Source organism: Archangium gephyra, from assembly GCF_049060025.1.
GTDB classification, from domain to species: domain Bacteria; phylum Myxococcota; class Myxococcia; order Myxococcales; family Myxococcaceae; genus Archangium; species Archangium gephyra_A.
Map to the genome: position 1 here is coordinate 3,226,619 of NZ_JBMEQQ010000002.1, position 26,248 is coordinate 3,252,866.

Sequence of the window (26,248 nt, forward strand, 5' to 3'; positions counted from 1 at the left end):
AGGAGGTCGGTGATGATGCGGCAGGGATGGAAGGGCCTCGCACTGGCGGGGTTGCTCGGTGCACTCGGCCTGACGGTGGGCTGTGAGAATCGCCGGGAGGGAACGGTACGGGACGAGGCCCGCCAGGCCGGACAAGCGGTAGACAAGGCGGCTCGGGAAGCGCGCGAGGCGGCTCAGGAAGCGCGCGAGGCGGCCAACGAGGCCGAGGAGGGCTTCCAGGAGGGCCTGGGCGGCTCCGGGGTGGAGCGGGAGCAGGAGCGGGAGCAGGACGAAGCCGTCATCGGCGACGAACCCGGGGTCATCAACGACGGCGAGGGTCCGATCGAGGAGAACGAACGTCGCTGACCCTCGGACCCTTCAACCCCCCCGGGGAGCTTCCCCGGGGGCAGGCACAAGCCACGTGAACGAACGTTCGAGTCTGCAGCCGGGGCCGCGTCCGCTGCGCCGCCTGCGTCAGCGGCTCTCATTGAAGGACGAGCTGCTGCTCGTGCTCCTGCCGACGCTCATCATCCTCTTCGTCCTGGCCTTCGTGGACGCCCTCAGCCACCAACGGGTGCTGTTCGCCTCCCTGGCCTCCAGTGCCTTCCTCATCTACCTGGACCCGCAGCACGGGATGAATAACGTGCGCACGCTGGTGGTGGCCCACACCATCGCGGCGCTCGCGGGATTCGGCACCTACCTGCTCTTCGGGCCGCAGTACCTGGCCGCCGGGGCCGCCATGCTCACCACCATCGCCTTCATGGTCGGGCTCGACGCCGTCCACCCACCCGCGGTGTCCACCTCCCTCGCCTTCGCCTACCGCAGCGGCGACGAGCGCAACCTCCCCCTCTTCCTGCTCTCCCTCCTCGTGGTGGCCCTGCTCGTGCTCCTGGAGCGCGGCACCCTCTACATTCTCGGGCGCCTCCAGGGTGGACGCCGGGAACACCGAGCCGGGGAGTGAGCGGTTGCCACGGTCCTCCCCCGGCTTCGGCAGGCGATGCGCAAATCGCATGAGCCCTTGGGTTTCCCGAGGTGTAGATATGGGGGCAAGTGGCACCTGACGGAGGAAGCACGGACATGAGTACATCCAGCACGACCCTCGCGGCCCCCGCGAAGCTGCCCGGTCCCAACGAGCCCTGCTGGTGCGGCAGCGGGAACAAGTACAAGAAGTGCCACCGCGGCGAGGACTCGCAGGCCCGCGCGCCCATCCCCGTCTCCCGGCGTGTGAAGCCTGGCGCGGTGAGCCCCCGCCGTTCCGTGCCCGCCCATATCCCCCGGCCCGACTACGCCGACACGGGCCGCCCCGGTCCTGGCGCGAAGGGAGATCCCTCCACCCGGCTGGAGCGCATGCGCAAGGCCTGCCGCGCCGCCGCCGAGGTCCTCCAGGTCACCGGCGCCGCCGTGAAGCCGGGCGTCACCACGGATGCGATCGATGCCCTCGCGCACGAGGAGTACATCCGCCGCGGTGGGTATCCCAGCACCCTGAACTACCACGGGTTCCCCAAGTCCCTCTGCACCTCCGTCAACGAGGTCATCCTCCACGGCATCCCGGACAGCCGGGCCCTGGAGGACGGGGACATCGTCAACCTCGACATCACCATCTACCTCGATGGGATGCATGGGGACTGCTCGGCCACCTTCCCCGTGGGCAAGATCGACGCCGCCTCCGAGCAGCTGCTCCGGGTGACTCGCGAGTGCATGATGCTGGGTATCGAGGCGGTCAAGCCGGGGCTACCCATCAACGTCATCGGCCGCGCCATCGAGGCTCATGCCAAGCGGTACGGCTACGGCGTCGTGCAGTCGTACTGCGGCCACGGCATCGGGGAGATCTTCCACCTCGAGCCGCAGGTCAACCATACGTTCGACTACCACGCGACCGACGTCATCGAAGAGGGCATGTTCTTCACCATCGAGCCCATGCTCACCATGGGCTCCATCCGGCACCTGGATTGGGATGACGGGTGGACCGTGGTCACCGCGGATGGGAAGCGGTCCGCGCAGTTCGAGCACACCATCTATGTGACTCGGGATGGGGCGGAGATCCTGACCCTGGTGTGACGGTGACGTCTTGACGGGGTGACCGGGCTCAACCTGGGGTCCGGGCACCCTCACCCCGACCCTCTCCCGAGGGGAGAGGGAGTGGTTCTTGGGTGGGTTTGGGGGGCTACACCGCCTGGTCCTTCTTTGGCACCTGCAGGCCCGCCGAGCGCGCCAGGCCCATGACGCCCTCCACCGCCGCCGCGATGTAGCCGAACGGGTTGGCTCCATCCACCGCCGTCACGTGCACCTCCCCCATCTTCTGCTGGAACGCCGCCGCCACCTGCGGCAACTGCTGCGCCAGCACCAGTTGGATCGCCTCCGGCGACAGCGTGTTGTCGATCTCCTTCAGCGCCCTCACCTTCGCCAGCTCCGGATCCTGCGTGATCCGCGCCTTGCGCGCGTCCATCTCCGCCATCGCCAGCTCCGCCTCCGCGATCGCGCACCGCGCCTCCGCTACCTTCGCCTGCGCCCTCGCCCGCTCCGCCTCCTGCTGCAGCACCGCCATCATCGCCCCGTGCCGCGCCGTCTGCGCCTGCTGCTCCTGATGCAGCTTCTCCAGCTCTGCCTCCGCCTTCACCGCCGCCATCTGCCGCTCGTGCGCCAGCCGCGCCGCCTCCGCCTCCTGCTCCAGCTTCAGCCGCTCCAGCTCCGCCTGCGCCTTCGCCGCCGCCAACGCCCGCTCGTTCGTCAGCTTCGCCGCCTGCGCCTGCTGCTCCAGCTTCAGCTTCTCCAGCTCCGCCTGCGCCCTCGACGCCGCCAGCGCCCGCTCCTGCGCCAGCTTCGCCTCCGACATCCTCCGCTCGGCCTCGAGCTGCGCCAGCTTCTGCGCCTCCTCCGCCTTCGTCTTCTGCTCCCTCACCTCCAGCTCGGCGTTCAGCTTCGTCAGCGCCGTCTCACGCTCCAGCGACACCTGCGCCTGCCGCGTGCTCCGCTCCTTCGCGACCCGCGCCTCCTCCACTCGCGACTCGACCGCCAGCGCCTCCAGCTTCGCCTGCTCCTCCGCCTCCTGCCGCTTGTGCCGGACCTCCTCCTCCGTCTCCAGCCGCGTCAGCGCGATCTGCCGCTCCGCCTCCGCCTCCGCCCTCTGGATGGAGCGCTCCTTCGACAGCTCCGCCTCGCGCGCCACCCGCTCCTGCTCCTCCCGGAAGCGCGCCTGCATGTTCGCGAACACCGTCTCCGACAGCACCCGCACGTCCTGGATTTCAATCGTGTCCAGGACCACGCCCCATCCCGAGTCCGTCCGGTCCTCCGGCCTCCCCTTCCCCGACACCACCGGCGCAATCTCCCGCATCAGCTCCGTGGCGATGCCCTCCTTGCGCTTGGAGAGGCACTCCTCCACCGACAGGTTCGCCACCAGCCGGCGCACCGCGCCCACGAACATCTCCCGCAGCAGGTCCGCCAGCTTCTGCTGCGCCCGCTCCGGGAACGAGAAGTTCAGCATCCGGAAGGCCACCAGCGGATCGACGATCCGGTACACCGCCAGGCCCGTCACCTGCACGCCGACCTTCTCGTTCGTCACCTGGTCCGCGGTGAACTGCAGCCGCTGCACGCTCGTGGGGACGATCGCCACCGCGTCGCCCGGCAGCTTGAAGCACGAGGCGCCCTGCCCGCTCACCTCCCGCACCCGGCCCCGCCGCATGTGGATGAGGAACTCGCTCGGCCGCGCCGTCACCAGGCCCCACTTCTTCATCTTCTCCGGGTCCTCCTCCGGCTTGCCCGCCCTCCAACCCCCCTGCGCGTACCGGCGCGGGTCCTCTCCTCCCCCGTTCGGCGGCTCGCCCCCTCCACTGCGCGCCAGCTCGTTCCTCCCGCCCACCGACAGCTCCATGGCCCCCACGGCGTTCAGCTTCACTGCGCGCTTCTCGTTCGTGCTCATCGGCGTGCCCTCCGGAAGTCTCGGACTCCCGGAATTGCAGTCTGTTGGCCAACCCCGCGTTGCCCTGAAATCGCGCACTTGGCCACCCGGGGTGTTCCACCCTGGCGCACCTGCCCCGAAGTGGAGCGCCCCGCTCCGGCGCGATCCGTGATAGAGGACTGAATTGGTCCGATTCGTGGTTGAAAGAGACCGGGAGGCCCGCTCCTTATGTCGTCTTGACCGGGGGGGGCCCTCTTTTATATTTGACCGGTCCAGTCCACATTAGGTGTGTCCATGTAGGACCACCTAGAGAGCACGCGGGGTTATCCGGCGCCCGGTGCGAGCGGACGGACAGCCGCCCGGAAGGTTTACCGAGATGCTGAAGCTGCCCATCTACATGGACAACCACGCCACCACCCCGATGGATCCGCGGGTGCTGGAGGCGATGATGCCGTACCTCCGTGAGGACTTCGGCAACGCCGCGTCGCGCAATCACCCCTTCGGCTGGAAGGCCGAGGCGGCGGTGGAAGTGGCGCGCAAGCAGGTGGCGGCCCTCATCGGCGCGTCCGACAAGGAGATCGTCTTCACCTCGGGCGCCACCGAGTCCGACAACCTCGCCATCAAGGGCGTGGTCGAGTTCTACAAGGAGAAGGGTGATCACATCATCACCCTGAAGACCGAGCACAAGGCGGTGCTCGACACCTGCAAGCGTCTGGAGCGCATCCGCCAGGAGCGGCTGGACGAGCTGAAGCAGATGCGGCTGGCGCAGCTCACCGGCGCGCCCGTGTCGCGCGACCACCTCACCGAGCTTCTCCATCAAGCACGACCTCGACAATGACGCCGTGTACCGCCAGTGGGCCGAGATGCCCACCGGGGGCGCGCGCGTCACCTACCTCGAGGTGGAGAAGGACGGCCGGATCGACCTGAAGAAGCTCGAGGCGGCCATGACGGACAAGACCATCCTGGTCTCCATCATGCTCGCCAACAACGAGATCGGCACCGTGCAGCCAGTGGCGGAGATCGGCAAGCTGTGCCGCCAGAAGGGCATCCTCTTCCACTGCGACGCGGTGCAGGGGCTCGGTAAGGTGCCGTTCAACGTGGAGGAGATGCACGTCGACCTGGCGTCCATCACTTCGCACAAGATGTACGGCCCCAAGGGCGTGGGCGCGCTCTACGTGCGCCGCAAGCCGCGCGTGCGCATCGCCCCCATCATCGACGGCGGTGGCCATGAGCGCGGCATGCGCTCGGGCACGCTGAACGTGGCGGCCATCGTGGGCTTCGGCAAGGCGGCGGAGCTCGCCCGCCAGGAGATGGCCGACGAGTCCGCGCGCCTGCTCCGCCTGCGCGAGAAGCTGCGCAAGGGCATTACGGACCAGCTCGACATGGTGACGGTGAACGGCTCGCTGGAGCACCGGCTGCCGGGCAACCTCAACATCTCCTTCGCCTACGTCGAGGGCGAGGCGCTGATGATGGCCATCAAGGACGTCGCGGTGTCCTCGGGCTCGGCGTGCACCTCGGCCTCGCTGGAGCCCTCGTACGTGCTGCGCGCGTGCGGTGTGGAGGAGGAGCTGGCGCACAGCTCCATCCGTTTCGGCCTGGGCCGCTTCAACACCGAGGAAGAGGTCGACTACGTCATCAAGCTCATGGTGGACAAGGTGAACCGTCTGCGCGAGATGAGCCCGCTGTACGAGATGGCCAAGGAAGGCATCGACCTGAAGAGCATCGAGTGGACGGCGCACTAGCCCCGTCCTGAGGCCCTCCCCTGCTCGGAGGGCGAGCGGGCCCCCGCCCCGGCACGGTTGCCGGGCAAACGGACCCGGCCACAAGGCTTCATATAGGTAAGGGAACACCATGGCTTACAGCGACAAGGTCATCGACCACTACGAGAACCCCCGCAATGTCGGCACGCTCGACAAGGCCGACCCCAACGTGGGCACGGGCCTGGTGGGGGCGCCGGCCTGCGGCGACGTGATGCGCCTGCAACTGAAGATCAGCGACGACGGCATCATCCAGGACGCCAAGTTCAAGACGTTCGGCTGCGGCTCGGCCATCGCGTCCAGCTCGCTGGTGACCGAGTGGGTGAAGGGCAAGACGGTGGACCAGGCGATGACCATCTCCAACAAGGACGTGGCCCGCGAGCTGGCGCTGCCGCCGGTGAAGATCCACTGCTCGGTGCTGGCCGAGGACGCCATCAAGGCCGCCATCGACGACTTCAAGAAGAAGCGCGAAGCGCGGCAGCAGAAGGCTTGAGCAGGACGGGTTGAAGGAGGAGGCACGTGATGAACGAGCAGGCGACCAATCAGACGAGCCAGACGCCGACGGCGCCTGCCGCCACGGCCGCGAAGCCGGCGCGAGGCATCACGGTGCACGAGAGCGCGGTGGAGCAGCTCAAGAAGCTGCTGGAGGAGCGGCGCACGCCCGAGGCGGGGCTGCGCATCGCGGTGAGGGGCGGCGGGTGCTCGGGGCTGGCGTACGTGATGGAGTGGGCGGAGAAGCCGCGCGAGAAGGACAAGATCTTCGAGCGGGACGGGGTGCGGGTGTTCGTGGATCCGAAGAGCTACCTGTATCTGCTCGGCACGGAGATCGTGTACGAGTCGACGCTGATGGCCTCGGGGTTCAAGCTGAACAACCCGAACGTGAAGGGCTCGTGCGGCTGCGGCGAGAGCTTCTCCGTCTGAGAATCCTCCCCTCTCCCCTCGGGAGAGGGTCGGGGTGAGGGTGCCACGGACCCCGGCTTCCAACCCGGGGTGAGAGAGTCACTGGGGGCTCGGCCGCGAAAAGCCGGGCCCTTTCGCTTTCCCCCGGAAAGGGGACACCGAAGTGAAGTGCTGGAACTGTGAGAAGGACACGCAAGGGCGCCCGTTCTGCCCGGCCTGCGGAAAGATCGCGGCCCGGCCGCCGGGAGCGACGCACTTCGACGTCTTCGGTCTTCCCCGGGCGTACGACGTGGACGTGGCGGCGCTGGAGCGCCAGTACCGGGAGCTCTCGCTGAAGCTGCACCCGGACCGCTTCGCGCAGGCCGAGGCGCGCGAGCGCCGGCTGTCGCTGGAGCAGACGACGGCGCTCAACGAGGCGGCGAAGACGCTCAAGGACCCCACGAAGCGGGCCTTCTACCTGTTGAAGCTGCACGGGGTGGACCTGGAGCGGGAGGACGCCGGAGCGCAGAAGGAGATGCCCCTCGAGTTCCTCGAGGAGGTCATGGAGCTGCGCGAGGCGCTCGACGAGGCGATGGAAGCGAAGAACCTGGAGCGGGCCCGGAAGATGGGCACGGATGTGGAAGCCCGGCGCAAGGCCGCCCTCCAGGAGGCCGTGGACACGCTCCGCACCCTGGAAAAGGGCCCCCCGGTCGAGTCATCGGTGAAAAAGGCGTCGCACGCGCTGGGACGGGTGAGGTACTTCACGCGCTTCCTCGAGCAGGTGGAGACGTTCGAGGAGGAGATGCTGTCGTGAGCAAGAACGGCTACCTGCAGATTCACGATCCCCTGAAGCCCAAGGGGCACGCGGTGGGAATCGACCTGGGAACGACGAACTCGCTGGTGGCGAGCGTCATCCAGGGCAAGCCCCGGTGTCTGGCGGCGGACGAGGGAGAGTCCAACCTCCTGCCCTCCGTGGTGCACTACGGGAAGGACGGCGGCGTGGTGGTGGGGGCGCGGGCGAAGCCGCTCGCGGCCGAGCACCCCACGGACACCATCATCTCCGTGAAGCGCTTCATGGGCCGCAGCCCGGAGGACGCGGAGACGCGCAAGCTGGGCGCCTACAAGTTCGTCACGGGCGGCAAGGTGGTGCGCTTCGACGTGGCCGGCGGCCAGCCGGTGACGCCCATCGAGGTGTCCGGCGAAATCCTGCGCGCCCTCAAGCGCCGGGCGGAGAGCCACTTCGCCGGCCGGGTGGAGCAGGCCGTCATCACCGTGCCCGCCTACTTCGACGACGCCCAGCGCCAGGCCACCAAGGACGCGGGCCGGCTCGCGGGCCTCGAGGTGCTGCGCCTGCTCAACGAGCCCACCGCGGCGGCGCTCGCCTACGGCCTCGACAAGGGCAGCCAGGGCACCTACGCCGTCTACGACCTCGGCGGCGGCACCTTCGACGTCTCCATCCTCAAGCTGGTGGACGGCGTCTTCGAGGTGAAGTCCACCGGCGGTGACTCGGCGCTCGGCGGCGACGACTTCGACCGGGCCATCGCCCAGCGCGTGCTGGAGGCCATGGGCCAGTCCTCCCCCACCCCCTCCCTGGTGGCCAAGGTGCTGGCTGCCTCGCGCAAGGCCAAGGAGGCCCTCACCGATGCGCCCGAGGTGGAGCTCACCGCGGGCACGCACCGGCAGACGCTGAAGCGCTCGGACTTCGAGGAGTGGATCCGCCCGCTCATCCAGAAGACGGGCGTGGTGTGCCGCCGGGCCCTCAAGGACGCGGGCGTGGCGGCCACGGAGCTGGACGGCATCATCCTCGTGGGCGGCGCCACCCGGGTGCCCGCCGTGCGCCGCTTCGTGGCCGAGCAGTTCGGCCGCGAGCCGCTCAGCGACATCGACCCGGATCAGGTGGTGGCCCTCGGGGCGGCCGTGCAGGCGGACCTGCTCACCAACGTGGACCGGCAGGACGAGGTGCTCCTGCTGGACGTCATCCCCCTGTCGCTCGGCCTGGAGACGATGGGCGGCCTGGTGGAGAAGCTGATTCAGCGCAACTCCACCATCCCCACCGCCGCGGCCCAGGTCTTCACCACCTTCAAGGATGGGCAGACGGGCCTGGACGTCCACGTGCTCCAGGGTGAGCGCGAGCTGGTGGAGGACTGCCGGAGCCTCGCCCGTTTCACGCTCAGTGGCATTCCGCCCATGCCCGCCGGTATGGCCCGCGTGGAGGTGCGCTTCCAGGTGGACGCGGACGGCATCCTCGCCGTCACGGCCAAGGAGCAGAGCACCGGCACCACCCAGTCCATCACGGTGAAGCCCAGCCACGGCCTCACGGACGAGGAGATCGAGAACATGCTGCTCGACTCCATCGATCACGCCGAGGACGACGTGCAGGTGCGCCAGCTCCGCGAGCAGCGGGTGGAGTCCGAGCGCGTCCTCACCGAGGCCCAGCGGCAGCTCGGGGAGCACGGGGAGCTGCTGGTGGACGGGGAGCGGGCCTCCATCGAAGCGGCCATGGCGAAGGTGCGCGAGGTGGCCCAGGGGAACGACCACCACGCCCTCAAGGAAGCCATCCATGCCCTGGACGACGTGTGCAAGCCGTTCGTCGAGCGGGTGATGAACCAGGCCCTGACGAAGGTCGTCGCGGGCCATTCGGTCGAGGAGTTCTGACGTGCCCAAGGTCCACTTCAAGAGCCCCCTGGACGACGTCACCGTGGAGGTGACGACGGGGACCACGCTGCTGGACGCCGCCGAGAAGGCGGGCGCCCAGGTGGGTCACTCCTGCGGCGGGGTCTGCGCCTGCTCCACCTGCCACATCTGGGTGCGCAAGGGCCTTGAGTCGCTCTCCGAACAGACGGACCAGGAGATGGACCGGCTGGACATGGGTTTCGACGTCCGCCCGTATTCCCGCCTGTCCTGTCAGACCGAGCTGGGGAATGAGGACATCTTCGTGGAGATTACCGAGGAGTCCCTCACGGCCTACATGGATGAGAACCCCGCCGTCCGGCGCCGGCTCGAATCCGAGGGGAAATGGCCGTTGAAGAAGTGATGTTGAAACATGTGCTTGACGGGGACGGTTCAGGCATCTATACACCGCTCCCGTCAACGCGACGCAACGCACCGCCGAGCGAAAAGCACCGCCTGCCCAGGTGGTGGAATTGGTAGACACACTAGATTCAGGGTCTAGCGCCTGCAAGGGCATGGAGGTTCGAGTCCTCTCCTGGGCACTGAGAAAGGCCCCCGGCTGAAAAGCCGGGGGCCTTTTTCTTTTCCGGCACCCCACTCCCGCGTCAGCCCGGGGTGTGGACGGGCTGCACCGCCTCGTGGGCCACATGGCTGGTGGCCTCACGCGCCAGGCTGCCGCCCTTGCGGAGGTCCTTCAGCCGGATGCCTCGGAAGCGGACGGAGAGCGCGCCCACGGCCACCTGGGTCAACACGGTGCCCAGCCAGGTGAGGATGGAGAAGGCCGCCGCGTCCTCGGGCGCGGCCCCCAGCAGGTCTCTCGCCACCCCGCTCGTCACCCCGAAGTAGATGCCCGTGCCCGCCGGCACCCCGGGCGCCTGACCGAGTGCGATGGCCCCCAGGATGACGGCACCGGCGAAAAGGCCTCCGTGCACGCCAATACCCCGGAGGGCCAACCCATAGCCCAGGGCGGGCGCCAGCACCGGCCCGACGGAGAAGACCAGCGCCTTGGCCATGCCCCGGAAGCTGCGCGCGGTGCCCAGCCCCTCGGACACGTGCCCCAGCAGGTGCCGCGCCCGCGGCAGCCTGTGCTTGCGCTCCAACACGCGGGCCAGCGGCAGCGCGTAGTGGGCCAGCAGCACCACCAGCACCACCAGTCCCACGCACACCCCCACGGCGATTCGCAGCGGGCCGGCGAACCCGGCCATCGTCTCGCCAAAGGGCCCGAGGAAGGACACCGCCAACAGCCCCATCAACGCGGCGAACTCCAGCAGTTTGCAGACCAGTACCGAGCCCAGCGACTGCAGGAACGGAATGCGCTGGGTGCGCGACATCAGGAACGAGCGCATGACGTCCCCGAGCTTCCCGGGCACCGCGTTGTGGGTGAAGGCGCCAATGGCCACCAGGTGGTAGCGCTCGAGCAGGGGGACGGGCTTGCTCAGCGTCCTCTGCCACTGCACCGCCCGCAGCGGGATGATGGCCGCGGACAGCAGCATGAAGAGGATGAGCCACCGCAGGTGGCCCGGCAGGTCGTGGACGAATTTCTCCAGCGGGAAGCGGGGGACGAGCAGGGGCCCGTCCCCACCGGGATTGAACCGGAAGAAGACGCTGGAGATGAGGGCGACGGACAGCACCACCCCCACCACCACCAGCAGTGCCTTGAGGAACGTCCGGCCCGCCGGGCGCTTCATGTCGCCTCCGCCCACCTCTCCTCGGGGAGCACCACGCGCCGGGGCCCGTCGCGGTACACCTCGGACAGCCGCTCGTGCAGTTGCGTGACGTGGCTCAGCCCGGACAGGTCCACCGGGAGATTCCTCGGCCAGCAGATGACGCTGTTCGTCTCCGTGCGCGTGAGGCCGCCGTGCGAGCCGAACTCCCAGGCGAAGCCCACCGTGCCGCCCTTGGACACCGCCTGGCCGTAGAGAACGAGGTCTCCCGCGGTGGGCATGTGGGGCAGCTCGCGCAGGAAGTCCGCCACCGCGCGGCGCGAGAACTCCGCATCCAACGGCGCGCTGTCGATCTCGTCCGGCCCGTACACCCCGCCCCCGATGATGGCCACCGCCGAATCGCCCCGGCGCATCGCCACGATGGCGATGTCCGGATGGCCCATGGCCCTCGCGAGCACCTCCGGGTGGCGCGCCACCAACCGCGCGGCCTCGAGCGGCTCGCGCTCGCGCGTCAGGTAGACGTGGGAGAAGTTGCCGGACTCGATGACCACCGGCTCCTGCGGCGCATGGGGCTCGTCCAGCGGGTGCGGCCGGCCGTCGAGCAGCGCCCGGGCGATGTCCTCGGACAACGGCAGCGGCGCGCCGCGCAGGAGGATGTCCTCCAGACGCTGGCCCCCGCGCTTCTCGATGGGGTGGCTGTCCACGTGGCCATGATCCGTGAGGAAGACGAGGTCGTAGCCGGGCTCCACCGTCTGGGCCACGGCATAGAGCTCGGCGAGGTAGGCGTCCACGCGTTGCAGCTCCGCGAGCGCCAGACCCGAGCGCGGACCGCGGCGGTGGGCCACCTCGTCATAGTTGCCGTAGACGAGGTAGACGGCGGGCACGCCGCGCACCATGTCCACCAGGGCCTTGGTGTGGGCGAAGCTCCACCCGAGCCGCTGCAACAGGACGCGGCTCACGAGGAAGCCGCTCTCATGGCGCCAGTCACGGAGCGACCGGCCCCAGCGGTAGATCTCCGTGAAGGAGTTCCACGCGTCTCGCCCGAACGAGCGCAGGTACGAGAGGGGCGTCTGCGAGCGCGCCGCGACGATGCCTTCCATCTCGTACTTGAGGCTGCGGACCATCACCTTGTAGCGGGCCAGCGAGCTCATGCAGAGGCGGTTGTTGGCCTCGGCCTGGAAGAGCGAGAAGTACGTGTGCCCGCCACCGGACAGCAGACTGGTGCCGGGACGGCAGCCCAGCCGCGACTCCACGGCGAGCGTGTCCGTGGGGGTGTTCATCTGCACCTTGCGGCCGAGGTCCCGATCGAACCAGGTGTAGGCGGGCAGGTTGGGATGGCGCAGGCCGTAGAGGAAGCCGGCCTGGAAGTAGGGCGTGGAGGCAGGCGAGCCCCAGAAGGCTCCGTCCAGGGCATAGGTGCCCGACGTCACCAGCCTGGACAGGAAGGGCATCCGCCCGGTGCGGACGGCCTCATCCAACAGAGCCTTGGGTACACCGTCCAGATGGACGACGAGCAACTTGCGTTGGCGTGAAGACGACAATGGGCCGACCTTGGACCCCACACGCCACACGTAGTCTCGAGCCCACGCCTGCAACTGCGGGTTGATGACTTCTTTCACGGTCTCGTCTCCCCTCCCCCCAGCACCAGGATGCGGCCCAAATGATGCGCACCCGGGCGGGCACCAGCCGTGCTTTCCGGGGCGGTCCGCCGGAGGGCAGCCAGACGAGCACGAGCCCCAAACGTCAAGATGGTCTGGCCCCTTCTTCGCGTGCCACCTTGAGCGGTGATGCTCACGACCGCGCTGCTGCTGACGACGCTGGCCACCGCCACGGCTGCCCCGCCCTCCGCCCTTCCCGCCACCACGGCCTCCGCGCCCGTGGCGGAACCGCCGAAAAAGGAGAAAGGTATCGACGCCATCGCGATACCCCTGGTGAGCTACAACTCGGATCAGGGCTTCACGTATGGCGGCGTGGCGGGCGCCTATCTGTACGCACCCGGCTACATCCCCTACCGGCACGCCATCTCCCTCCAGGCGCTGTTCACCAGCCGGGGCCAGCAGAGCCACTACCTGCGCTACGACGGGCCGCGGCTCATCGGTCCCATGCGTCTGGAGTTCCGCCTGGAGTACCGGCGCGAGCTGCGCAGCCCCTTCTATGGAGCGGGCAACGTGTCCGCGCAGGACTTCAATGGCGATGAGAGCCAGGAGCGCTTCAACTACACGAAGAACGCGCCGGGTGCGTGGTTCCGCCTGCGCGGCCGTCCCTGGGGAGACAACCACCCCTTCCAGTCCTACGTGGGCTATTCGTGGCGGTACACGGAGGTGGATCCGTTCGAAGCCTCGGTGCTGGCGCAGCTCAAGCCCGAGGGCATCCAGGGCGGGGCCACGGGGCAGCTCACCGCGGGCGTGCTCTGGGACACGCGCGACAACGAGTCGGATCCGGTGCGCGGTGGAGTGGAGGAGATAGGCCTGCGCGTGTCGGGCAGTGCCACCGGCAGCCGCTACCAGTACGCGGGCGTGACGCTGAGCGAGCGGCGCTACTGGCAACTGGGCCCGCGCTTCATCCTGGCGCAGCGGCTGACGCTGGACATGCTCTTCGGCCAGGTGCCCTTCTTCGAGTGGGTGAACACGGGCGGCGTGAGCACCTCCGAAGGCATCGGCGGCATGAGCAGCGTGCGCGGCATCGAGCGCAACCGGTTCGCGGGCAACATCAAGGCGTTCACGAACACGGAGCTGCGCTACCGGGCCTTCGACTTCAACCTGTTCGGCTCGCCCGTCATCGCGGGCGCGGTGGCCTTCGTGGACCTGGGGCGGGTGTGGCACCCGGGCGTGGAGAACGGTCCGTGGTGGAAGTGGCACCCGGGCGTGGGCGCGGGCCTGCGGCTGGCGCGGCGAGCCGCGGTGGTGCGCTTCGACTGGGCCATGTCCCCGGAGTCGGGCCGTCACCGCATCTACCTGAACTTCGGCCACATGTTCTGACCCGGGCTCACACCCGTGCCTCGTGCTCCTGCCCCTGCACCTGTGTGGCCTGCGGCGCCATCTCCAGGCTGAACGAGAAGGTCGAGCCCCTTCCCGCCTCGCTCTCGAACCAGATGCGGCCGCCGTGCCGTTGGACGATCTGCTCGCTCAGGTGCAGGCCGATCCCCATGCCTCCGCGGTCCGTCTCGAGCCCGGCATGGGCGCGGTAGAAGCGCTCGAAGAGCTGGCCCTGGCGCTCCTTGGGGATGCCCATGCCCGGGTCCCGGATCGACACCACCCCCGAGCCGTCCCGGGCCGATACCCGGACCTCGATGTCTCCGCCCTCGGGCGAGTACTTGATGGCGTTGTCGAACAGGTTGACCAGCACCTGATCGATCCGCTCGCGATCCGCGTCCACGAACACGCGGCCCTCCTGGTGCAGCACCAGCCGGTGCCGGGAGGACACGCCCTGCATGCGCTCGAGCACGTCCGCCACCAGCTCGCCCAGCTCGAAGCGCTGGCGCCGCAACGCGAGCCGGCCGAGCTGGAGCCGGGACACCTCGAGCAACTCCTGCACGAGCTGGGTGAGCCGATCGCTCTGACGGTTGAGGATGCGGAAGGCCTTGCCCTCGCGAGGATCGTGCCCGCCGGGCGTCCAGCGATCCAGGAGCTGGGCGTAGCCCTTGATGGTGGTGATGGGCGTGCGCAGCTCGTGGGCGGCGGTGGAGATGAACTCGTCACGCATCCGCTCCAGGCGCTTGAGCGCGGTCAGATCGCGCAGCACCACCACGGCGAGCTCTCCGGCTGCTGCCCCTCCTCGGTGGCGACCGGGGAAGCCGTCGCGCTGATGTGGAGCGTCTCTCCATTGCAATGCCGGGCCAGGAGTTCCTCCTCGCGAACCGTCTCGCCGCGCAGGGCCCTCTGGCTGGGCAGATCGTTCCAGGCCACCGGGCGTCCGTCCGGATGGCGGATGTCGAGCAGCTCGATGAAGCGCTCGAGCTCCTCCGGCATCCCGCTCGCCCCTATGCCGAACAGCGTCAGCACGGCCTTGTTCGCCTCCACGATCCGCCCTTGGGAATCGACCAGGAAGAGGGCGTCGGCCATGCTCTCCAGGCTTGCCCGGTGGCGGGCCTCGGACTCGCGCAGGGCCGCGGTGTCCTTGCGGATGAGGGCGTACAGCAACACCGAGGTGGCGGCGACGTAGAACCACCCCTTGAGGATCTGCACCTGGACGAAAGCGCCCAGGCCCCGGACCACCCCCGCGAGAAGCACGTCGGAGAGGAGGATCCACAACCCGGCGACCACGGCGTAGATGGCCACGGGCCGCCAAGGAGTGGAAGCACGCCCTGCTTTCAGCCCGGTGAACATGACACCTTGAAGCTAAACGGTGTACCGGAGGACGGTCAGACCTGGAGGGCTGCTCGCAAGCGGAGCATGCACGCGGACTAGGGCACCTGGAACCGGCGGAGCGAGGACCAGGGGAAGGGCTTCCAGAAGGGCGTCGCCACCTCGTCCCCCTCCAGCGAGAACCAGGGGCCGTCCTCGCCCGGTGACAGCACGTGGAAGTCCTGCGCCGGGATGAAGCCCTGGCCGAGCAGCGCCACGCGCTCGCCCTCGGGGTTGCGCGCCACGTCCAGCACCAGCACCGCATGCCCCGGGCTGCCGCCCAGGACGAAGAAGTCACCCGGCCGCACGTCCTCGCGCTTGGGGCGCTGCCTCTCGGCGGCGAGGGACAGCGTGCCCGCGTAGGTAAAGACCAGGTCCAGGTACGCGCGGAACGAGGCCCGCGAGCCATCCACCGGCCCGCTCTTCACCCACGCCACCTGGGAGCCGGACACGCGGGCCCGATCTCCCGCCGCGTAACGCGGCCAGGAGGCCAGGTGCCCGCTGGTGAAGCGGTAGGCGATGCGCTCCTTCTGTCCCCGGGACCACTGCCACTCGGCATGGAGGCGGATGATGGAGTCCGCGCACTGCTGGAGGTTGGCCGAGCCCACGTCCAGCTCGGCTACCGCCGCGAGTGCGGCATGGTCCCCGGGCAGGATGTCCGCCCCCCCGAAGTCCTGCACCGGGGTGCCCGGGGGACGCAGCGGAAGGCCGCGCAACCACGCCCCGAAGGACCCGTCCTCGACGGCCACCCGCGAGTAACCGGACGGGGGCGCGATGGCCTCTGCGAGCGGGCGGATCGAGCGCTCAGCGGAGAGCCATGGGTAGCGGGCCCGCTCCTCCTTCGTGGGCGGACGAGGCGCGGGGGAACCGGCCACCGCCCCTCCCGGACATCCCAGGAGGGCGGCGAGCGATACGAGCAGCAACAGGCGGTGGGACATATTCCTCATGGGCGCTCCCATCATGCTCCGCAGGGACACGGCCTGCGAGCCCTGGTCCCGTTCCCCTGCCCTCTCCATCAGCCCAGGACCTGCCTTGCGGGCACGACGGAGCACGCCCCACCTTGTCAGGTAGACCCCCGCCGCAAGGAGGCCCCCATGAGGGCTCGCTGGCCGAACCTCCTGCTGTCCGTCTGGCTCATCATCGCGCCGCTCATCCTCGGCTTCGACTCGCCGCAGGCGCGGGCCAACACCATCACCGTGGGCCTCTGCCTCTTCCTCTTCGTGCTGGTGGCCGACTCCATCCCGGCCTTCCGCTTCGTCGACACCGCGCTCGGACTGTGGCTCCTCGCCTCGCCGTTCGTGCTCGGCTACAGCGACGACATCGTCCCCACCGCGCACAACATCGCCGTGGGGCTCGTCGTGGCCGTGCTGTCACTCATGCCCGCCAGGCGGCCCGGGCAGCTCTCGCTGCGCCCGAGCCACGAAGTGCTCCACGAAGCGAGTCGCGGCTGACCGCCGGGCCCGCGGCTCACTTCGAGGCGTCGAGCCAGGAGCGCAGCCGCGCGTCCGGCTGGGCCTCGCCGCGCACGCCGGGCTCCACGTCGAGGCTCGAGCGTATGGAAGCCCCGCGCGCGGATGCCCTCCAGCAGCGCGGCGCGCTTCTCCGCGTCCGGGGCGAACAGGATGCACCCATCCCCGCCTCCGGCGCCGGACTGCTTGCCCACGCACCCGTAGGCCGAGGCCATCGCCAGCACGCGGTGCATCGGCTCGGTCTCCAGCGGGCCCAGCTCCTGGAGCAGCGCGTGCTGATCGCGCACGGCCTCGGAGAAGGCGCGGAAGTCCCCGCCCCCGAGGCCCACTTCAATCTCGTGCCCCAGCGCGTCCGAGCGCTCCACGAAAGCCCGGCGCCCCGCCTCGCCCATCTTCGCCTCCACCTGCGAGATGAGCACCCGCGTCGAGGCGCTCTCCCCCGTGAAGGCGTACCCCAGAGACACCTTGGGCACCGGCATGCGCCACACGTCCACCGTGGGGGCCGCGTCCAGCGCCGCGCGATACCCACCCGCGCTCGAGGCCTCGATGAGCCCCGACACCTCGTAGCGCCGGTAGCGCACCACACCGCCCGCGTAGCTCGCGGCCACGTCGCCGCCGCTGCCCTTCCCGCCCTGCGCCGCCGCGTGCGAGACGAGCGCCACCTTCAGCGCGTCGAACTTCTCCTCGAGCACGAAGCGCACCGCGTCCGCCGCCAGCACCGTGGCGCACGCGCTGCCGCCCATGCCCAGCTTGCGCCCATTGGAATCCACCGCCGACGGCGACACTGCCAGGTCGAAGCCCACCGACTCGCGCCCGTGCAGCCGCAGCGCCTCGTCCAGCGTGCGCGCCACGAAGGAGAAGCCCGGCGGCACCTCGCGCTCCCACTTCACGCCCCGGGGCGTCGTCCGCCCCGACAGCGTCCCCTCCTCCACGCACACGTGCACCTGGCTGTCCGCGCGCCGTCGCACCAGCGCCGCCGTCCGCGGGCCCACCGCCGCCACGCGCGACACGCCGCCCCACAGCACGGCGTACTCGCCAGACACGAACAGCTTCCCCGGGGCCGAGAGCGCGCGCTCCATCAGAAGAGGTGCTCCGCCAGCAACTGCGCGTCACCGCCCGGCACGCACCGCACCACCTCGGTGGCTCCGCACGCCATGGCCGCCGCCTCCGCCGCCAGCTCGTGCGCCGCGTCCGTCAGGATGCAGGGGTTGGGCCCCGCATCCAGCGTGAACCACACCGGCACGCCCTTCTTCCGCTGCTCACGCAGGGAGTGGATCAGCTCCAGCGTCTTGGGCATCAGGTAGCAGAGGGGCGGATCCGCCGCGAGCGACGTGGCGTGCATCCTCCACGCGTTGCGCTCGCACATCTCGCCCAGCGCCTGCAGGTCCTTCTTCGCGAGGAACTCACGGGCGCGCACCACCTCGGCCTCGGCGTCCTTCACCCAGGCCGGGTAATAGGGGCTCGTCTCCACGGCGTTCTTCATGCCGTCGCGCGACTTCACTTCCTTCTCGTCGCGGCTGACGATGGCCACCACCATGCGCAGCTCCGGCCAGTGCTTCTCGTCGAAGCGCTGCACCGCGTAGCTGTCCGTGCCGTCCGGACGCTCGCCGCGCATCCACTCGCAGAAGCCGCCCTGCACGCTGCGGCACGCCGAGCCGCTGCCCAGCCGGGCCAGCATGCTCGCCGCCTGGGGATCCGCCGGCAGTCCCGCCGCCGCGCGTGCCGCCACCGCCAGCGCCGCGAAGCCCGCCGCGCTGCTCGCCAGGCCCGCCGACGCCGGGAAGTCCCCGCGCGACACCATCCTCGCCGGGCCGAGCTTCGCGTCCTTCGCCTCGGCACGCACCGTGTCCAGCACGCGCAGCACGCGGTCGCGCTCGCTGCCCTTGGCCACGTAGCCGTTGAGCTCCACTTCGTCCGCCGAGCTCTCGCCGAAGGCCACCGTCGTCCGTACCGACAGCGGGGACAGCGTCATCGAGAGGCTCGACTGGTGGGGGAGGATGAGCGCGTCATCGCGCTTGCCCCAGTACTTCACCAACGCGAGGTTGGGGTGTGCCCGGACGGTCGCCTTCATGCCGCCCCCCGGGTGCCCTCGTTGCGCGGACCCGCGAGCTGGCTGTCGAAGCACCGGATGCCGAGCCGCGTCAGCTCGTGCACCACCGGCCCCGTCTCGTTGAAGAGGCCGATGACGGCGCCACCGTCGCCTCCGGCTCCCGTCAGCTTGGCGCCCAGCGCGCCCATGTTGCGCAGCCGGTGCACCATGTCATCCAGGCCCGGCGAGGACAGGCCCAGCGCCGCGAGCAGGCCGTGGTTGACGTTCATCACGTCCCCCAGCGCCTCCAGGTCACCCTCCTCCACCGCCTCGGCTCCCTCGGAGGCCAGCAGGCCGATCTCCCGGAAGATGCGCTGGTAGCGCTCGGACCAGCGCTTCTGGCGCTCGCGCAGCGCGCCCACCGTCTGCTTCGTCGGGCTGCGCGCGCCCGCCATCACCACCACCAGCTTCACCGGCTTGGGGCTCTCCACCACCTTGGCCCGGCCCTGATCCGCGCCCGGCTTGCGGCGGTAGAGGATGAGCTGCTCCATGGCGCTCGTCGTGTGGTCCACCCCCGACGGCGTCCCGTGGAACTCCTGCTCCATCTCCCACGCCACGGCCGCCACCTCGGAGGCCGAGCCCCTGCGCCCCGCCGCCTGCAGCAGCACGCGCGAGCACGCCACCGACAGCGCGCCGGAGCTGCCCAGGCCCATGGACAGGGGCAGATCCGTATCGAACGACACCTTCACCCCGGGCTCGCCGCACGCCGACATCGCCCGCGCGAAGGCCGCCTTCAGCACCTTGCGCTGCTCGGGCATCAGGGCATCCGGGATGACGAGCTGGCACTTGTTGGAGGGCTCGCCCTTCGCCGTCACCCCGCGCGACAGCGGGCCGGCGAGCGCCGGGTAGCCGTACACCACGCTGTGCTCGCCCAGGAGGATGACCTTGCCCGCGCCGAAGCCGGTCAGGGAGGAACTGTTGTTCGTGTCCATGATGTCCTGTCATGGCTGGGACGTGAGGAAGACCCTCACCCCAGCCCTCTCCCAGAGGGAGAGGGGGCGCACACGGATTCACCTCCGGATACGCCCGACCCTCGCCCCGGCCCTCTCCCGGTGGGAGAGGGTGTGATTTACCCGTCGGTGCCGGTGGCCGCGCGGAAGTCCGACTCCGACAGCGAGTCGATGATCTCCCGAGCCTTCTCCACCTTCACGTGTCCCGCCGTCACCAGCAGCTCGGCGATCTTCTCCACCCAGTCGCCTCGCGCGCCCGCCGTCACCGCCACGCACCGCGCGTGCATCGCCATGTGGCCCTTCTGGATACCCACCGAGCCCAGCGCGCGCACCGCCGCGAAGTTCTGCGCCAGTCCCACCGCCGCGAAGACCATGGACAGCTCGCGTGCCGACTCCACGCGCAGGATCTTCATGGCCACCTGCACGCCCGGGTGGATCTTGATGGGACCCCCCACCATGCCCAGCGCCATGGGCAGCTCGATGCGGCCCACCAGGTGTCCGTCATCCACGTGCCACGTCGACAGCGGCCGGTACTGCCCATCCCGGCAGGCGAAGGCATGCGCACCCGCCTCGATGGCGCGCCAGTCCTGGCCCGCGGCGATGGCCGCCGAGTCGATGCCATTCATGATGCCCTTGTTGTGCGTGGCCGCCCGGTAGGGATCCGCCAGCGCGAAACGGCTCGCCTGGTAGATGCCCTCGGCGATGCTCGCGCCCGGCATGTCGAAGTCCGCCAGCATCTCCACCGGGATGCGGCACGTGGCGCGCGCCAGCCGGCGATCCGCCAGGTTGGAGAGGATGCGCAGGAACACCTTGCCGCCGGTGAGCTGCTCGAGCAGCGGGGCCACGCCCTCGGCCATGGTGTTGATGAGGTTGGCCCCCATGGCCTCCTGCGTGTCGATGATCAGGTGGACCACGAGCAGCGGCTCGCCGCGCGGACCCTCGGGGGCCGGCAGCACGCGCACCTCGATGTCCTTGCAGCCACCGCCGCGCTTCACCATGGACGGGTGGAAGCTGTTGGCCAGCGCGAGGATGGCCTCCTTGGCCGCGACGATGCGCTTGGTCGCCTCGGTGGGGTCCCCGTACCGGGTGAGCTGCACCTGGCCGATCATGATCGGATCATCGGCCTCGGCGCTGAAGCCGCCCGCCTCGCGGACGATCTTCGACGCGAACGACACCGCCGCCACCACCGACGGCTCCTCCACCGCCATGGGCACCAGGTAGTCGCGGCCGTTGATCTGCAGGTTCAGCCCCAGACCCAGCGGCAGCGAGAACGTGCCCACGGCGTTCTCGATCATCTTGTTCGCCAGACCCGGCTGCAGGGCGCTGATGCCCTGGAGCTGCGCCAGGTCCATTTCGTCCAGGCCCAGCATCTGGGAGAGCTTCTCGTGGCGCTCGACCATCGACAGCTTGTGGAAGCCAGACAACCGGGACGTCAGCGATTCAGACATTCGTCGTTTCTCCACCACAGAAGGCAATTCGGAGCCGCGGGAATAATCCCTACAGTGCCGCGAGCCAGTCCTTCAACTCCCCCACCACGATACGGGGTTTCTGGCGCAGCTCCGCACAGCTGCGGCTGCCGGTGAGCACGAGCGCCTGCCTCAGGCTGGCGAGGATGATGGCGAGTGCCTGCTCGGCCGCTGGCAGTCCGCCCTGCTGCTGCGCGCGGAAGAGGGGCAGCGCCATGCCGGCCACGTCGGCGCCCAGGGCGAGCACCTTCGCCACGTCCAGGCCGGTGCGCAGTCCGCCGGAGGCCACCAGCCGGGCGTCCTGGCCCACGGCCCTCCGCACGGTGGCGATGGCCGCGCCCGTGGGGATGCCCCAGCTCGAGAACTCGGCGCCCACCTGGGCCTGCTCACCCGTGGCGCGCAGCTGCTCCACCCGCACCCACGAGGTGCCACCCAGTCCGGAGACATCCAGGTTGCGCACGCCCAGCTCCACCAGCCGGCGCGCCACCTCGGGGCCGATGCCGCACCCCGTCTCCTTCACCAGCAGCCGCGAGCCGAAGGCGCGGACCAGCCCCTCGACCACCTTGTAGCCACCGCGGAAGTCGCGATCGCCCTCGGGCTGGGTGAGCTCCTGGCCGGCGTTGAGGTGCAGCGCCATGCCGTCGGCGCCAATGGCCTCCGCCAGCCGCTGCACGCCGTCCACGCCCAGCCCCACCGCCTGGTACAGGCCGATGTTGCCCAGCAGCGGCACTGTGGGCGCCACCTGCCTCACCTGGAACGACTCACCCACCTGCGGGTTCTCCGCCATGGCGCGCTGACTGCCCACGCCAAAGGCCAACCCGTGCCGCTCGGCCAGCAGCGCCATGTCCCGGTTCACCACCCCGGCCCGCTCCGTGCCACCGGTCATGCCGGTGATCAGCAGCGGATGGCGCAGCTTCTTGCCGAGGAACTCCGTGGAGAGATCCACCTCCTCCACGGCCATCTCCGGCATCGCGCAGTGCACCAGCCGCACACACTCCAGCAGCGTGGTGTTCTGCGCCGGCTCGACGTCCCCGGTCGCGCACAGGTCGAGGTGGGCGTCCTTGCGCTTCGCCGTCGCCTCATCCATGACGTCCCGCCTGCCCTCTTTAAGAACCATGTGCTTGGAAAATTACAGATGCGTCGAGAGTGTCCGTTATCCTTGATTCCCTAGCAAGTAGGGCAGGCAGGCGCAAGCCACGGCTGATCCACGAGCCAGGACGGGGAGTGCGGGTGGACGGGTAGGAGGGCGGACGGTATGAGGGCGGCGTGAGCACTCCGGCGCCCAAGGTGGTCGTCTTCCTGCACAGCGGCGACTACGACCGGGTGCATCAGGGGCTGTCCATCGCGGCGGCGGCGGTGGCGTCGGGCCGGCGGGCGGAGGTGTACCTCTTCTGGTGGGCGCTGGAGCGTTTCCTCCAGGGCCGGCTGGACGAGCCGGACTTCCAACCCCCGCGCGAGGACGTGGCGGACCGCTTCGAGACGCGCCGCATCCCCACCCTGCGCCAGTTGCTGGAGCACGTGCGGGAGTCCGGGCTGGGCACGGTGCAGGGGTGTACGGGCTCGCTGGGCGCGCTGGGGGCCGAGTCCCAGGCGGACAAGGGGCCCATCGACGGCTGGGTGGGCTGGAGCGCCATCCTCCAGCGGACCGCGAATGTGGTGGACCGCTTCTACCTCTAGCGAGTGCCAGCGGTTCCCGTGCGTTTGACGCGCCCCGCCGCCTGCTTACGTTGAGCCCGTACCTGAGAGGGGAAAGGAAAGGCAAGGCAACGTCATGAGTGCTGGCGGGATGTATGGATCGTCGATGCCCCAGGGGGGCGCGCGCGGGAGCGGCTGGGGCCACCGGCTGGGCAACGCGCTGAAGACGACGGTGCTGCTGGCGGGACTCACGGCGCTCCTGTTGGTCGTCGGCGAGCGTCTGGGCGGCCCACAGGGGCTCGTCGTCGCGGGCTTCTTCGTCGTGGTGATGAACTTCGGCTCGTACTGGTTCAGTGATCGGATCGCCCTGGCCATGCACGGGGCGCAGCCGCTGGAGTACGCCGAGGCGCCGTGGCTGCACCAGATGGTGGAGCGGCTGGCGGCACGCGCGGGCATGCCCAAGCCGAAGCTGTACCTGCTGCCCACCCGGACGCCCAACGCGTTCGCCACGGGCCGCAACCCGGAGCACGCCGCGGTGGCGGTGACGGCGGGCCTCGTGGACATCCTGGATCAGCGGGAACTCGAGGGTGTGCTGGCGCACGAGCTGGCGCACGTGAAGAACCGCGACACGCTGATTGGCACGGTGGCGGCCACGCTGGCGGGCGTCATCAGCTACGCGGCGCAGATGCTCTTCTGGTTCGGCGGCTCGCTGCTCGGCCGCGGAGATGACGACGAGGAGGGTGGACCAGGCCACGCGCTGGGCAACCTGGGCGTGCTGCTGGTGGCGCCCATCGCCGCCACGCTGCTGCAGCTCGCGGTGAGCCGCTCGCGCGAGTACGGCGCGGATGCGACGGGGGCGGAGCTGTGTGGGGATCCGGATGCACTGGCGGATGCGCTGCTGAAGCTGGAGCGGGGCGCGGAGCTGATGCCCTATGACCGGGCGCCGGCCACCTCGCACCTCTTCATCGTGAACCCGCTGTCCGGCGGCGCCATCATGGGCCTGTTCTCCACCCACCCGCCCATCCCCGAGCGGGTGCGCCGCCTGCGCGAGATGGCGGGGCCCAGGAGCACGCGCGGCTGGCGCAGCGCCTGGGCGTAGCGGGAGCGCGGGCACCTACCCCGCGGCCGACACCGGCGGCGTCGCGTCCGCCGGCACCACGGGGGCCACCTCGTCGAGCTTGTCGAAGTGCTCGAAGGGGTTCTCCAGCATCTCGCGGAACGTGTTGGCCAGGATGCTGGCGTGGAAGCCGTCGATGAAGCGGTGATCGAACGAGGCGTTCACGTTCATCAGCTTGCCGGCCACCACCTTGCCGTTCTCCACCACGGGGGCGTCCTTGATGGCGCCCGGGGCGATGAAGATGGGCACACGCGTGTAGGGCACGAGCGGCACGAACGCCGTGTCCAGCCCCAGCGAGCCCACGTTGGTGATGATGGCCGAGCCAAAGGCGTCCCGGGGCATGCCCGCCCACGTCATGTCCCAGTTCAGCGTGTACATGAAGAAGGAGATGAGCCAGGTGAAGAAGTTGAGGAAGGCGTAGGGCATCTTGTGGATGGTGCCCTTGCCCTTCTCCAGCATCTCGTCCTTGCGCTGGCGGACCTTCTGGACGGCGGCCTCCAGCTCGGCGGCGATCTCCCGGAGGGACTTCTGCTCCGCGTCGTCGATCTTCGCCGAGGTGAGGTCCACCTTGCCGCCATCCGTCTGCACCACGAGGGTGGAGATGGTGATGCGCTTGCGCAGGTAGATGCGGTTGAAGCGCAGGATGGCGTTGGCATCGGGGCAGCGGCGCAGCGCCTCGGCCATGGCCTTGGCCAGCAGGTGCGTGACGGTGAGCCGGATGCCCGTCTTCTGGCGGAAGGCCTCGATGTAGGCCAGCGCCTTGTCCATGCGCAGCGTCATCGTCCCGTACACGGTCGGGTCGTACGCCGTCTTCCAGCTTCCAATGGCCAGCTTGCGGAAACTGGAAACGTTCTCCTTGGGAATGAGCTCCAGGTGAGCCATGACGCGGTGGTTCCTCTCAGGACGACGGTGCGCGGAGCCCCCAGCTTTACGTTTTTCCGGGGCCCGGAGAAAGCCCCCCTGCCCTGCTCACCACCACCCGGGCTCTCCGGGCACTCCCGCACCCTGACTCCTAATTTGAGCAGCGGACCCCCGCCCCGCTGGAGGGAAGGAGCAAGGCAGGGCCTGGTCCATTGGCTGGAGGGCGGGCGACGAGACCTATTGACGTCCCGCCGCCTGACGCTAGGCTGCCCCGCTTTTTGCATCATCCCCGGAGGTCACCCCCGTGTTGGAAGTTCTGCTCGTCGTCGTGTCGGTGCTCTTCCTCGCCACGCTCGCGTACGTGTTCTTCGGCCAGAAGTCGGCCGCGGCGCTCCCCTCGTCGTCCTCGCCCACGGCGCGGGGCGAGCTGGAGTCGGACACCAAGGCGCGCGCGAAGCTGGAGGCGGAGCTGGATCGCAGGCGCAAGGAGGCCGATGAACAGCGTGCGCAGCTTCAGGAGGTGAAGGAGCAGCTCAAGCAGGCCAAGCGCAAGCTCTACGAGCAGAAGGAGTCGGAGAAGGGGGAGAAGGACCTGGCCCGGGCGCGCGTCGAGGTGGAGCGCAACGCCTCCACGCAGCTCGAGGTGGTCCGGGGTGAGCTGGCCCAGGCCGAGGCGGAGATCGCCCGCCTGAAGTCCGAGATGGAGATGGGCAAGGGGGGCCGCCGGGGTGGCGCGCCCGCCGCCGCGCCCGCTCCGGCGGTGGCCGCCCCCGCGCAGCCGCAGCAGGTGTCCGCCCCGGCGCAGCCGGAGGAGCGGGTGGTGAACGCGACCATGACCGTGCTGCCCGCCGCCACCGCCGCGGCCGCCGCCGAGTCCGCCGCGGAGAAGGCCCCGCGCCGCTACCGGGAGCTGAACGACGCCGACCGCGAGAAGATGGAGCGGCTGGAGCAGACGGCGAACAAGGAGCGCAGCCGCGCGGCCGAGCTGGAGCGCGAGCTGAAGCGCATCAAGGGCCGGTCTGACTCGCAGCAGCGCATCTTCTCCGCCAGCAAGAACGAGCTGGAGCTGGTGAAGGACAAGTACAAGGCGCTGGAGAAGCGGCTGAATCGCACGCTGCTGGAGCGGGATCTGCTGCGCCGGGCCATCAAGGACCTGGAGAAGAAGACGGGCATGCTGGCCGATCGCACGGAGCTGACGCCGGACGAGATGGCGGCGAGCGACAAGAAGGTGGAGGAGGCCGCGCAGGCCCGTGCCACGGCGGAAGCGGCGCAGCAGCAGGCGGTGGCCACGGCGAGCGAGCCGGCCAGCGCGACGGGCGAGCAGCCCGCGAAGAGCGAGTCCCAGCAGGACGACAAGTCCTCCGCGCCGAGCGCCTGAGCCGTACCCGCAACACCTGTCCCCCCCTCTCCCCAACATCCCCTCTCCCCCCGGGAGAGGGACGGGGTGAGGGTATCGGGGGCCCCAGGTTGTCCC

At 69.7% G+C, this 26,248-nt stretch carries 24 protein-coding genes, 1 tRNA gene and 2 pseudogenes; 15 read left to right on the top strand and 12 right to left on the bottom strand.

Annotated features, from left to right (window positions below; genetic code table 11):
- The first annotated feature begins 12 nt into the window (after positions 1-12).
- The 3 genes from ACN28I_RS13820 to map all read left to right on the top strand — a co-directional run bounded on the left by ACN28I_RS13820 (position 13) and on the right by map (position 2,037).
- Positions 13-345: a hypothetical protein gene (locus ACN28I_RS13820; protein WP_420942507.1), complete on the top strand. Its 333-nt coding sequence runs from the start codon at positions 13-15 to the stop codon at positions 343-345.
- Between the two features lie 55 nt (positions 346-400).
- Entirely contained in the window at positions 401-940 is a 540-nt protein-coding gene (locus ACN28I_RS13825; RefSeq protein ID WP_420942508.1) for an HPP family protein, read from the top strand.
- 116 nt (positions 941-1,056) lie between these two features.
- Positions 1,057-2,037, top strand: a complete 981-nt coding sequence (map, locus tag ACN28I_RS13830; RefSeq protein WP_420942509.1) for a type I methionyl aminopeptidase — start codon at positions 1,057-1,059, stop codon at positions 2,035-2,037.
- A 106-nt stretch (positions 2,038-2,143) separates the two neighbouring features.
- Here the strand turns inward: map and ACN28I_RS13835 are convergent, their stop codons facing one another.
- Complete coding sequence (locus tag ACN28I_RS13835) at positions 2,144-3,895, bottom strand: SPFH domain-containing protein (protein ID WP_420942510.1); 1,752 nt, start codon at positions 3,893-3,895, stop codon at positions 2,144-2,146.
- Positions 3,896-4,253: 358 nt separating this feature from the next.
- Here ACN28I_RS13835 and ACN28I_RS13840 point away from each other — a divergent pair.
- The 7 genes and pseudogenes from ACN28I_RS13840 to ACN28I_RS13870 all read left to right on the top strand — a co-directional run bounded on the left by ACN28I_RS13840 (position 4,254) and on the right by ACN28I_RS13870 (position 9,722).
- Positions 4,254-5,616 (top strand): annotated as a pseudogene (locus ACN28I_RS13840) (IscS subfamily cysteine desulfurase).
- 109 nt (positions 5,617-5,725) lie between these two features.
- Positions 5,726-6,124 carry a Fe-S cluster assembly scaffold IscU gene (gene iscU / locus ACN28I_RS13845; RefSeq protein WP_047856579.1) on the top strand — a complete coding sequence of 133 codons (399 nt, stop codon included), beginning with the start codon at positions 5,726-5,728 and terminating at the stop codon, positions 6,122-6,124.
- 29 nt (positions 6,125-6,153) lie between these two features.
- Entirely contained in the window at positions 6,154-6,552 is a 399-nt protein-coding gene (locus ACN28I_RS13850; RefSeq protein ID WP_420942511.1) for a HesB/IscA family protein, read from the top strand.
- A 205-nt stretch (positions 6,553-6,757) separates the two neighbouring features.
- The gene (gene hscB / locus ACN28I_RS13855) at positions 6,758-7,324 is read left to right on the top strand and encodes a Fe-S protein assembly co-chaperone HscB (protein WP_420948635.1); all 567 of its coding nucleotides are present in this window, start codon (positions 6,758-6,760) and stop codon (positions 7,322-7,324) included.
- A complete protein-coding gene (gene hscA, locus ACN28I_RS13860) occupies positions 7,321-9,165 on the top strand; it encodes a Fe-S protein assembly chaperone HscA (protein ID WP_420942512.1) in 1,845 nt (614 codons plus the stop codon). The genes hscB and hscA overlap by 4 nt, the downstream gene beginning before the upstream one ends.
- Position 9,166: 1 nt before the next feature.
- A complete protein-coding gene (locus ACN28I_RS13865; RefSeq protein WP_420942513.1) occupies positions 9,167-9,544 on the top strand; it encodes a 2Fe-2S iron-sulfur cluster-binding protein in 378 nt (125 codons plus the stop codon).
- A gap of 94 nt (positions 9,545-9,638) precedes the next feature.
- Positions 9,639-9,722 (top strand) — tRNA-Leu (locus tag ACN28I_RS13870).
- Between the two features lie 63 nt (positions 9,723-9,785).
- On the opposite strand, the gene ACN28I_RS13875 is transcribed toward ACN28I_RS13870, so the two are convergent.
- Positions 9,786-10,868, bottom strand: coding sequence for a lysylphosphatidylglycerol synthase transmembrane domain-containing protein (locus ACN28I_RS13875; protein ID WP_420942514.1), 1,083 nt, complete (start codon positions 10,866-10,868; stop codon positions 9,786-9,788).
- Positions 10,865-12,463: an alkaline phosphatase family protein gene (locus ACN28I_RS13880; RefSeq protein WP_420942515.1), complete on the bottom strand. Its 1,599-nt coding sequence runs from the start codon at positions 12,461-12,463 to the stop codon at positions 10,865-10,867. The genes ACN28I_RS13875 and ACN28I_RS13880 overlap by 4 nt, the downstream gene beginning before the upstream one ends.
- A 168-nt stretch (positions 12,464-12,631) precedes the next feature.
- Here ACN28I_RS13880 and omp85 point away from each other — a divergent pair, with 168 nt between their 5' ends.
- Positions 12,632-13,822, top strand: coding sequence for an Omp85 family outer membrane protein (gene omp85 / locus ACN28I_RS13885; protein WP_420942516.1), 1,191 nt, complete (start codon positions 12,632-12,634; stop codon positions 13,820-13,822).
- A gap of 7 nt (positions 13,823-13,829) precedes the next feature.
- On the opposite strand, the gene ACN28I_RS13890 is transcribed toward omp85, so the two are convergent.
- From ACN28I_RS13890 to ACN28I_RS13900, 3 genes are all read right to left on the bottom strand, one after another.
- Positions 13,830-14,591, bottom strand: coding sequence for a sensor histidine kinase (locus ACN28I_RS13890; RefSeq protein ID WP_420942517.1), 762 nt, complete (start codon positions 14,589-14,591; stop codon positions 13,830-13,832).
- Positions 14,570-15,121, bottom strand: a complete 552-nt coding sequence (locus ACN28I_RS13895; RefSeq protein ID WP_420942518.1) for a PAS domain S-box protein — start codon at positions 15,119-15,121, stop codon at positions 14,570-14,572. Before ACN28I_RS13895 ends, ACN28I_RS13890 begins: the two co-directional genes overlap by 22 nt.
- Before the next feature lie 125 nt (positions 15,122-15,246).
- Positions 15,247-16,125: a DUF4846 domain-containing protein gene (locus tag ACN28I_RS13900; RefSeq protein WP_420948636.1), complete on the bottom strand. Its 879-nt coding sequence runs from the start codon at positions 16,123-16,125 to the stop codon at positions 15,247-15,249.
- A 156-nt stretch (positions 16,126-16,281) separates the two neighbouring features.
- Between ACN28I_RS13900 and ACN28I_RS13905 the strand changes: the two genes are divergently transcribed.
- Positions 16,282-16,638: an SPW repeat protein gene (locus ACN28I_RS13905; protein ID WP_420942519.1), complete on the top strand. Its 357-nt coding sequence runs from the start codon at positions 16,282-16,284 to the stop codon at positions 16,636-16,638.
- A 16-nt stretch (positions 16,639-16,654) separates the two neighbouring features.
- Here ACN28I_RS13905 and ACN28I_RS13910 read toward each other — a convergent pair.
- The 5 genes and pseudogenes from ACN28I_RS13910 to fni all read right to left on the bottom strand — a co-directional run bounded on the left by ACN28I_RS13910 (position 16,655) and on the right by fni (position 22,248).
- Positions 16,655-17,735: pseudogene (locus ACN28I_RS13910) on the bottom strand (mevalonate kinase).
- A complete protein-coding gene (mvaD, locus tag ACN28I_RS13915; RefSeq protein ID WP_420942520.1) occupies positions 17,735-18,727 on the bottom strand; it encodes a diphosphomevalonate decarboxylase in 993 nt (330 codons plus the stop codon). Before mvaD ends, ACN28I_RS13910 begins: the two are co-directional and overlap by 1 nt.
- A complete protein-coding gene (gene mvk / locus ACN28I_RS13920) occupies positions 18,724-19,677 on the bottom strand; it encodes a mevalonate kinase (protein ID WP_420942521.1) in 954 nt (317 codons plus the stop codon). The genes mvaD and mvk overlap by 4 nt, the downstream gene beginning before the upstream one ends.
- Positions 19,678-19,814: 137 nt before the next feature.
- Complete coding sequence (locus tag ACN28I_RS13925; protein ID WP_420942522.1) at positions 19,815-21,143, bottom strand: hydroxymethylglutaryl-CoA reductase, degradative; 1,329 nt, start codon at positions 21,141-21,143, stop codon at positions 19,815-19,817.
- A 49-nt stretch (positions 21,144-21,192) separates the two neighbouring features.
- Positions 21,193-22,248 (bottom strand): type 2 isopentenyl-diphosphate Delta-isomerase, encoded by a 1,056-nt coding sequence (gene fni / locus ACN28I_RS13930; protein ID WP_420942523.1) that lies wholly within the window; start codon positions 22,246-22,248, stop codon positions 21,193-21,195.
- Positions 22,249-22,427: 179 nt separating this feature from the next.
- On the opposite strand from fni, the gene ACN28I_RS13935 reads away from it, so the two are divergent.
- Together ACN28I_RS13935 and ACN28I_RS13940 are read left to right on the top strand one after the other, a co-directional pair.
- Entirely contained in the window at positions 22,428-22,838 is a 411-nt protein-coding gene (locus ACN28I_RS13935; RefSeq protein WP_420942524.1) for a hypothetical protein, read from the top strand.
- Positions 22,839-22,932: 94 nt separating this feature from the next.
- Entirely contained in the window at positions 22,933-23,895 is a 963-nt protein-coding gene (locus ACN28I_RS13940; RefSeq protein ID WP_420942525.1) for a zinc metalloprotease HtpX, read from the top strand.
- A gap of 15 nt (positions 23,896-23,910) precedes the next feature.
- On the opposite strand, the gene ACN28I_RS13945 is transcribed toward ACN28I_RS13940, so the two are convergent.
- Positions 23,911-24,795: a 2-oxo acid dehydrogenase subunit E2 gene (locus ACN28I_RS13945; RefSeq protein ID WP_420942526.1), complete on the bottom strand. Its 885-nt coding sequence runs from the start codon at positions 24,793-24,795 to the stop codon at positions 23,911-23,913.
- A 286-nt stretch (positions 24,796-25,081) separates the two neighbouring features.
- Between ACN28I_RS13945 and ACN28I_RS13950 the strand changes: the two genes are divergently transcribed.
- The gene (locus tag ACN28I_RS13950; protein ID WP_420948637.1) at positions 25,082-26,152 is read left to right on the top strand and encodes a cell envelope biogenesis protein TolA; all 1,071 of its coding nucleotides are present in this window, start codon (positions 25,082-25,084) and stop codon (positions 26,150-26,152) included.
- The last annotated feature ends 96 nt before the right edge of the window (positions 26,153-26,248 follow it).

What these genes read in the sequence shown, in the direction of transcription:
- ACN28I_RS13820 (WP_420942507.1), top strand. Translation starts at nt 13, where the DNA reads ATGATGCGGCAGGGATGGAAGGGCCTCGCACTGGCGGGGTTGCTCGGT.
- map (WP_420942509.1), top strand. Translation starts at nt 1,057, where the DNA reads ATGAGTACATCCAGCACGACCCTCGCGGCCCCCGCGAAGCTGCCCGGT.
- ACN28I_RS13835 (WP_420942510.1), bottom strand. Translation starts at nt 3,895, where the DNA reads ATGAGCACGAACGAGAAGCGCGCAGTGAAGCTGAACGCCGTGGGGGCC.
- iscU (WP_047856579.1), top strand. Translation starts at nt 5,726, where the DNA reads ATGGCTTACAGCGACAAGGTCATCGACCACTACGAGAACCCCCGCAAT.
- ACN28I_RS13850 (WP_420942511.1), top strand. Translation starts at nt 6,154, where the DNA reads ATGAACGAGCAGGCGACCAATCAGACGAGCCAGACGCCGACGGCGCCT.
- ACN28I_RS13875 (WP_420942514.1), bottom strand. Translation starts at nt 10,868, where the DNA reads ATGAAGCGCCCGGCGGGCCGGACGTTCCTCAAGGCACTGCTGGTGGTG.
- omp85 (WP_420942516.1), top strand. Translation starts at nt 12,632, where the DNA reads ATGCTCACGACCGCGCTGCTGCTGACGACGCTGGCCACCGCCACGGCT.
- ACN28I_RS13900 (WP_420948636.1), bottom strand. Translation starts at nt 16,125, where the DNA reads ATGTCCCACCGCCTGTTGCTGCTCGTATCGCTCGCCGCCCTCCTGGGA.
- ACN28I_RS13905 (WP_420942519.1), top strand. Translation starts at nt 16,282, where the DNA reads ATGAGGGCTCGCTGGCCGAACCTCCTGCTGTCCGTCTGGCTCATCATC.
- mvaD (WP_420942520.1), bottom strand. Translation starts at nt 18,727, where the DNA reads ATGAAGGCGACCGTCCGGGCACACCCCAACCTCGCGTTGGTGAAGTAC.
- mvk (WP_420942521.1), bottom strand. Translation starts at nt 19,677, where the DNA reads ATGGACACGAACAACAGTTCCTCCCTGACCGGCTTCGGCGCGGGCAAG.
- ACN28I_RS13925 (WP_420942522.1), bottom strand. Translation starts at nt 21,143, where the DNA reads ATGTCTGAATCGCTGACGTCCCGGTTGTCTGGCTTCCACAAGCTGTCG.
- fni (WP_420942523.1), bottom strand. Translation starts at nt 22,248, where the DNA reads ATGGATGAGGCGACGGCGAAGCGCAAGGACGCCCACCTCGACCTGTGC.
- ACN28I_RS13940 (WP_420942525.1), top strand. Translation starts at nt 22,933, where the DNA reads ATGAGTGCTGGCGGGATGTATGGATCGTCGATGCCCCAGGGGGGCGCG.
- ACN28I_RS13945 (WP_420942526.1), bottom strand. Translation starts at nt 24,795, where the DNA reads ATGGCTCACCTGGAGCTCATTCCCAAGGAGAACGTTTCCAGTTTCCGC.